This is a genomic window from Acinetobacter lactucae (assembly GCF_013344765.1).
Classification (GTDB): Bacteria; Pseudomonadota; Gammaproteobacteria; order Pseudomonadales; family Moraxellaceae; genus Acinetobacter; species Acinetobacter lactucae_A.
Genome location: NZ_JABVBF010000354.1, coordinates 1 through 996 on the forward strand (window position 1 = coordinate 1; position 996 = coordinate 996).

At 37.6% G+C, this 996-nt stretch carries 1 protein-coding gene; it reads right to left on the reverse strand.

Annotation, left to right across the window (positions count from 1 at the left end; genetic code table 11):
• Positions 1-9 precede the first annotated feature (9 nt).
• On the reverse strand, positions 10-915 hold the full coding sequence (hcaR, locus tag HUN22_RS17285) for a DNA-binding transcriptional regulator HcaR (protein ID WP_174731966.1): 906 nt from the start codon (positions 913-915) through the stop codon (positions 10-12).
• Between the last annotated feature and the right edge of the window lie 81 nt (positions 916-996).

The window sequence follows — 996 nt, forward strand, 5'->3', positions numbered from 1 at the left end:
ATTTAGTAATTAGGCATGATTTAAATTTTTATCTAAATGGAATACTTTAATGAGCTGGTCAATGAATTTTTGAACACCTAAGGACTGCGAGTTTTTGCGGTAATTTACAAATAAATCAAGTGTAGGTAACTCAACATCAAGTGGGCGAACGACCGTATTTTTGATGCCTAAAGGTGCCACATAGGCAGGTAAAATTGTACAACCTAACCCAGAACCAAGAGAGTTAATATTGAACAGCATGCTGTCTGCTTTTTGAACAATATTGAGGTCGATATTGTGGGTTTTGGCGAAATCTAAAATTGTGTTATGTAATGTTTGTGATTGCTCGGCAGCAGGAATAATAAAGTCAACGCCTTGTAAAGCTTGGACAGGAATTCTGTCATATTGAGTAAGTGGATGATTTTTAGGAAGCAAGAAAATCAGGGGTTCAGTCAAAACAAATTGGCTTTGAATCTCATCACTATTTGTATTTTCGCGGGTAAAGGTAATGTCTAACTCACCTTTTTTTAAGGCTTTAAGTTGTTCAGTATTGTTTAGGTTAGATAGTTCAATGATGAGATCGGGGTGTTGTAGTCGCAAATTAGGCAGAACATAAGGGAAGATTTTCATTTCTGCGATGGGGACAAAACCGATACGTAAGAGTTGCTGTTTCGCCCTAGAAACCTGCCGTGCCATAGCAACCGCTTTTTCAGCTTGAGCGAGGGTGAGCCGAGCATGTTCTAAAAAGACTTCGCCTTCTTCTGTTAACTCAACTTTACGTTTAGTGCGGTTTAAAAGTCGTACACCGACATCTTCTTCTAAGTCTTTAATTTGCTGGCTAAGTGAGGGTTGTGCAGTAAAAAGTTTAAGAGCGGCTTTACTAAAATTTAATTCTTCAGCAACGGTAATAAAATATCGGAGATGGCGTAGTTCCATAAGACTAATCCAAAAAATGTCTTACTATGATTTAAGTGAAGTATAAAGCATAAATAGATATAGCGTGAAGGTGCTTTAGGT

What these genes read in the sequence shown, in the direction of transcription:
- hcaR (WP_174731966.1), bottom strand. Translation starts at nt 915, where the DNA reads ATGGAACTACGCCATCTCCGATATTTTATTACCGTTGCTGAAGAATTA.